Annotated in this window: 5 protein-coding genes; 3 read left to right on the forward strand and 2 right to left on the reverse strand. The window is 74.5% G+C overall.

Features of this window, described 5'->3' with window-relative positions:
* Positions 1 to 55: 55 nt before the first annotated feature.
* Positions 56 to 1,729 (forward strand): FAD-binding dehydrogenase, encoded by a 1,674-nt coding sequence (locus TR48_RS37885; protein ID WP_042375393.1) that lies wholly within the window; start codon positions 56 to 58, stop codon positions 1,727 to 1,729.
* Positions 1,730 to 1,765: 36 nt separating this feature from the next.
* Here the strand turns inward: TR48_RS37885 and TR48_RS37890 are convergent, their stop codons facing one another.
* Positions 1,766 to 2,320, reverse strand: a complete 555-nt coding sequence (locus tag TR48_RS37890) for a GNAT family N-acetyltransferase (protein WP_042375396.1) — start codon at positions 2,318 to 2,320, stop codon at positions 1,766 to 1,768.
* A gap of 75 nt (positions 2,321 to 2,395) precedes the next feature.
* On the opposite strand from TR48_RS37890, the gene TR48_RS37895 reads away from it, so the two are divergent.
* A complete protein-coding gene (locus TR48_RS37895; protein ID WP_042375407.1) occupies positions 2,396 to 3,061 on the forward strand; it encodes a TetR/AcrR family transcriptional regulator in 666 nt (221 codons plus the stop codon).
* Positions 3,062 to 3,097: 36 nt separating this feature from the next.
* On the forward strand, positions 3,098 to 3,613 hold the full coding sequence (locus TR48_RS37900; RefSeq protein WP_042375398.1) for a hypothetical protein: 516 nt from the start codon (positions 3,098 to 3,100) through the stop codon (positions 3,611 to 3,613).
* A gap of 69 nt (positions 3,614 to 3,682) precedes the next feature.
* Here TR48_RS37900 and TR48_RS37905 read toward each other — a convergent pair whose 3' ends face one another.
* Positions 3,683 to 5,197, reverse strand: a complete 1,515-nt coding sequence (locus TR48_RS37905; protein WP_439654533.1) for a phytoene desaturase family protein — start codon at positions 5,195 to 5,197, stop codon at positions 3,683 to 3,685.
* Positions 5,198 to 5,593 lie beyond the last annotated feature (396 nt).

The following is a 5,593-nucleotide window of genomic DNA, read 5'->3' on the forward strand; positions in this document are numbered from 1 at the left end:
TCACAGAGCCCCCCACCGCGGCCCCCACCGCCACCCCCACCGAGGACCTGTAACCATGGACGCTGACGTCATCATCGTCGGGGCCGGCCTGGCCGGTCTCACCGCCGCGCACGAACTCGTCTCCCGGGGACGGAAGGTGGCGCTCGTCGACCAGGAGAACTCGGCCAACCTCGGCGGCCAGGCGTTCTGGTCCTTCGGCGGCCTGTTCCTGGTCGACTCCCCCGAGCAGCGCCGGATGGGCGTCAAGGACTCCTTCGAACTCGCCTGGGGAGACTGGCAGGGCAGCGCGCAGTTCGACCGCGTCGAGGACGAGGACGCCTGGGGCGCCCGCTGGGCCCGCGCCTATGTGGAGTTCGCGGCGGGCGAGAAGCGCGCCTGGCGGGAGGGCCACGGGATCTCCTTCCTGCCCACCGTCGGGTGGGCCGAGCGCGGCGATCTGCGCGCCGAGGGCCACGGCAACTCGGTGCCCCGGTTCCACGTCGCCTGGGGCACCGGCACCGGCGTGATCGAGCCGTTCGTCCGCTACGCCCGGCAGGCGGCCGCGGCGGGCAGGCTGACGTTCCATCACCGGCACCGGGTGGACGAGCTCGTGACCACCGACGGCGTCGTCACCGGCGTGCGCGGACGGGTGCTGGCCGCGGACGACGCCGCCCGCGGCGTCGCCAGCAGTCGCGAGGAGGCCGGGGACTTCGAACTGACCGCCCAGGCCGTGATCCTGACCACCGGCGGAATCGGCGCCAACCACGAGCTGGTACGCCGTTTCTGGCCCGAACGCCTGGGCACCCCGCCGGCGAGCATGGTCACCGGCGTGCCCGCGTACGTCGACGGCCGGGGGCTGGAGATCGGCGAGCGGGCCGGGGCGCGCCTGGTCAACCGCGACCGGATGTGGCACTACACCGAGGGCGTCCAGAACTGGAACCCGATCTGGCCCGGCCACGGCATCCGGATCCTGCCCGGTCCGTCCTCGATGTGGTTCGACGCGCTCGGCCGCCGCCTTCCCTCGCCGTACCTGCCGGGCTACGACACCCTCGGCACGCTGCGCCATCTGCGCACCGCGCCGGACCTGGCCGGGCACGACCACTCGTGGTTCGTGCTGACCCAGCGGATCATCGAGAAGGAGTTCGCCCTCTCCGGGTCCGAGCAGAACCCGGACATCACCGCCAAGGACCGCCGTGCCTTCCTGCGCGAACGTCTGCTCGGCAAGGGCGCTCCCGCCCCGGTGGAGGCGTTCAAGCGGCACGGCGCGGACTTCGTCGTGGCGGCCGGACTGGAGGAGCTGGTCGCGAAGATGAACGCGCTGACGGAGAAGCCACTGCTGGATGCTGCGGTGATCCGCCGTCAGATCGAGTCGCGCGACCTGCAGGTGGCCAACCCCTACAGCAAGGACGCCCAAGTGCAGGGCATCCGCAACTCCCGCCGCTACCTGGGCGACCGGCTCGGCCGGACCGTCGCCCCGCACCGCCTGCTGGACCCGGCGGCGGGGCCGCTGATCGGCGTCAAGCTGCACGTGCTGACCCGCAAGACGCTGGGCGGCATCCAGACGGACCTGTCGTCCCGCGCGCTCGGCGCGGGCGGCGCGCCGGTGCCCGGGCTGTACGCGGCGGGCGAGGTGGCGGGCTTCGGCGGCGGCGGCGTCCACGGCTACAACGCTCTGGAGGGAACCTTCCTGGGCGGCTGCCTCTTCTCGGGCCGCGCTGCGGGGCGCGCGGCGGCGGAGGCGACGGCGTAAGGGGGGAGGGCAGGCCCGGGGGCAGCCCCCGGGCGGTCAGGAGCGCGGGGCGTCGGGCCACTCCGAGGCGAGCATCGACCAGATCTCCTTGTCGTGGCGGACGCCGTTGTGCGGGTAGTACTGCCGCAGCGTCCCGTCGAGCGTCATGCCCACGCGCTGGGCGACGGCCCGGCTGCGCTCGTTGCGGGTGCTGCTCCACCACTCCGCCCGGTGCATGCCGCGCTCCTCGAAGGCGTAGGCGAGCAGACGCCGTACGGCGGCGGTCACCAGGCCGCGTCCCTGGCCGGCCGGCTCGGACCAGACGCCGATCTCGCAGTTGCCCGCCGCCGCGTCGAAGCGCACGAACATCACGCCGCCGACGAGCGTGCCGTCGAGCCAGATGCCGTAGATGCGGCCGGTGTCCTGGGCCTGCCGGTCGGCGTAGCCCTGGAGCGTCGCGCGGGCCGAGTCGAGGTCGGTGTTGCGTGCCGCGAACGGGATGAACGGGTCGATCCCCTCCCGCGCACGGTCGATGTGGGCAAGGAACTCCTCCGCCTGCCACGGCTCCAGCGGGCGGAGTTCGGCGTCGGGGGCGAGAGCGACGGCGTACACGGGCGGTCCTGTCTTCGAAGGGAGGACGACGGAGCCGATAGTACATAACAAGCGTTGGGTATGTACGCTGTCGCCATGACTCCCGCCCGCGGTGACCACGAAGCCCGCCGCGCCGAGGTCTCCGCGGCCGTCTGGCGCGTCCTGACCGAACGCGGCTTCGCCGGGCTGACCCTGCGCGCGGTCGCGGGCGAACTGGGCGCGACCACGGGCCTGCTCACGCACTACTTCCCCAGCAAGCGCGCGCTGTTGCGCTACGCGCTGGACCTGCTCGACGAGGCCCACGCGGCCCGTCCGCGTCCCCACACCGAGGCTGCGGGCCCCGACGCCGAGGGCCTCCCTGCGCTGCGCGCGGCGCTGCTGGACATCCTGCCGCTCACCCCCGAGAGCGCGGCGGGCTCCCGCATCTGGGTCAGCTCCTGGGACGCGGCCCTCGCCGATCCCGAGCTCGCCGGCGACCACGCCGCGCGCTACCGCCGCGCCCGCACCCGCATGGCCGCCTTCGCGTCCGCCGCACAGCACCGCGGCGAACTCCGCACCGACCGCAGCCCGGAGGACCTCGCGGGCGCGGCCCAGAGCTTCGTCCTCGGCCTCGTCGTCCAAGCCCTCTTCGCCCCGGCGGAGTTCCCCCCGGAGCGCCAGCGCGCCCTGCTGGAAGCCTATTTGGCGGATCTGGCGGATCCGGCGGAAGCGACACTCGGGCGCAGCGGGTCGGGGGATTCGGCTTCGGGTCAGGTCCACTGACAGAACGTGTCAGGGGTGGTGGTCCATGGTGGGGGCATGACCGCGAACGCGACGAACGAACTCGACGACGGCCGCCACGACTTCGACTTCCTGATCGGCACCTGGCGCGTCCATCACCGCAAACGGGCGGACATGGCCGATCCGCTCTGCGCGGAGTGGGTGGAGTTCGACGGGATCCAGTGGATGCGCCCAACGCTCGGCGGCCTGGGCAACATCGACAACCTCAGGGTCGAAAGGATGCCCGACGGCCGGTCGTTCGAGGGGATGTCCGTCCGGTTGTTCGACGTCGAGGCCGGCCTGTGGCGGATCTGGTGGGCCTCGACGGCCGCGCCCGGTCAGCTCGACCCGCCCGTGTCAGGGCGTTGGAGCGGGAAGCACGGAGTGTTCCACGGCGAGGACACGGTGGGAGGCAAACCGGTCTCGGTCCGCTTCGAGTGGACCGTCTTCGACGCCGACAGGGCGCGCTGGGAGCAGGCGTTCTCCTTCGACGGCGGCCGGTCCTGGGTGCACAACTGGTGTATGTCGTTCGCCCGGATCTCGCACGAGGCCTGACCGAACGAGGCCTGACCGCACGAGGCCTGACCGCACGAGGTCGGGCCCGGGGGCTCGACGCGGTGGGCGTCAGGCGCGAGTCCGCCGACCCGTCCCTCGTGGCCCTGCGGCCAGGTGCCGCAGGGCGGCTTCCGCCGCGCCCGCGCCGCACATGCCGTGGGCGCCGGGGCCGGGAGGGGTGGCGGCGGAGCAGAGGAAGACGCCGGGGATGCCCGTCGCGTACGGGTCCAGCGCCGCGCGCGGGCCCAGCAGCAGCCGTAGGGGCGTCTTCGCGCCCGTGAGGATGTCCCCGCCGGCGAAATTGGGGTTCGCCGCGGCGAAGTCCGCGGGCCGGGTCACGCGGAGGCCCACGATGCGGTCGCGCACCCCCGGCGCGAAGCGCTCGATCTGCCGCAGGACGGCCTCCCTCGCGTCCCCGTCGTAACCGTGCGGGACATGGGCGTACGTCCACACCGGGTGCACGTCGCCGACCGAGCGCGAGGAGTCCGCCAGGTACTGCTGGCCCACCAGCGTGAACGGGCGGTCCGGCATCCGCCCGGCCGCCACCTCCCTTTCCGCGTAGGCGACTTCGGCGAACGTGCCGCCGAGGTGGACGGTGCCTGCGCGGCGCGCGGCCTCCGCCGTCCACGGCACGCCGCCTTCGACCGCGAGGTCGAGTTTGAACGCGGCGGGCCCGCGCCGGAACCGCCCGTACGCTGCCCGCACGCGCGCGGGCAGCAGGTCGCCGTAGAGCGCGGCGACCTGGCCGGGGTCCAGGTCCAGCAGCGTCACGTCCGCCTTGGGGATCCGGGCGCGGTCGGTGACGCGCACGCCGGTCCGGACCTCGCCGCCGTGGGCCCGCAGCACCCGCTCCAACGCGCGGGCGACGGCTCCGGATCCGCCTTCCGCCACGGCCCAGCCCGCCGCGTGTCCCCCGGTGAGGATGCCGAGCCCGATCGCCGAGCTCAGCGGCTCGGACAGCGGACGGAACGCGTGGGCCGCGACGCCGCCCCACAGCGCCCGCGCCTGCGGGGTGCGGAACAGGCGCGCGAGGACCTCCGCCGGGAGGAGCGTCGGCGGACCGAACCGCGCGAGCAGCATCGGGTGGTCGGGCACACGCAGCAGCGGGCCCATCACGTCGCATGCGAGGTCGTCCCAGCGCAGCGCCGACGCGCGCAGCAACGCCCGGTAGCGCCCCGCGTCCGCGCCGAGCCCGCGTGCGGTCTCGGTGACCGAACGCCGCAGCACCCCGGCCGTGCCGTCGTCGAGCGGGTGGACGCAGTCGACCTCCGGCAGCAGCCACCGGAGCCCGTGACGCTCCACGTCGAGCTCCCGCAGGACCGGCGAGCCGACGGCGAGGGGATGGACGGCCGAGCAGTGGTCGTGCAGCAGGCCGGGCAGCAGGGCCTCCTCGCTGCGCGTGCCGCCGCCGACCTCCGCCGCGGCCTCGAGCAGCGTGACCTCCAGGCCCGCCTTGGCCAGCAGAGCTGCCGCGGCGAGCCCGTTGGGCCCTCCGCCGACGACGACCGCGGTGGTCATGACGCTGTGCTCCAGTGCTCGGTGGCAGGAGGTACGGGCGCGCACGTCCTGGTGCCCCGCCCGCAGGTCCCCGCCCTGCCGCGAGGCGGGGCGCGCGCTCCCCGGCCTTCGGCCGAGTCGGGTTCGCGGACGCGGTACTGGACAGGCTAGGCCACCTCCGGGATCCGGGACGCCGCGGCCGGTGGCCTGGTCTCCGCCACCGGGAGGGGCGGTGGGCAGACCGGGCGGAGGGCAGACCGGGCGGGGGCAGGCCGGGCGGTGAGCAGACCCGGCGGGGGCAGACCCGGCGGGGGGCAGACCGAGCGGGGGGAGGTCGGGCGGTGAGCAGACCGAGCGGGGGGAGGTCGGGCGGTGAGCAGACCGAGCGGAGGGCAGACCCGGCGAAGGGCAGACCGGGCGAAGGGCAGACCGGGCGGAGGGAGGTCGGGCGGTGAGCAGACCCGGCGGGGGCAGACCCGGCGG

The organism is Streptacidiphilus neutrinimicus (assembly GCF_000787815.1).
Taxonomy (GTDB): domain Bacteria; phylum Actinomycetota; class Actinomycetes; order Streptomycetales; family Streptomycetaceae; genus Streptacidiphilus; species Streptacidiphilus neutrinimicus.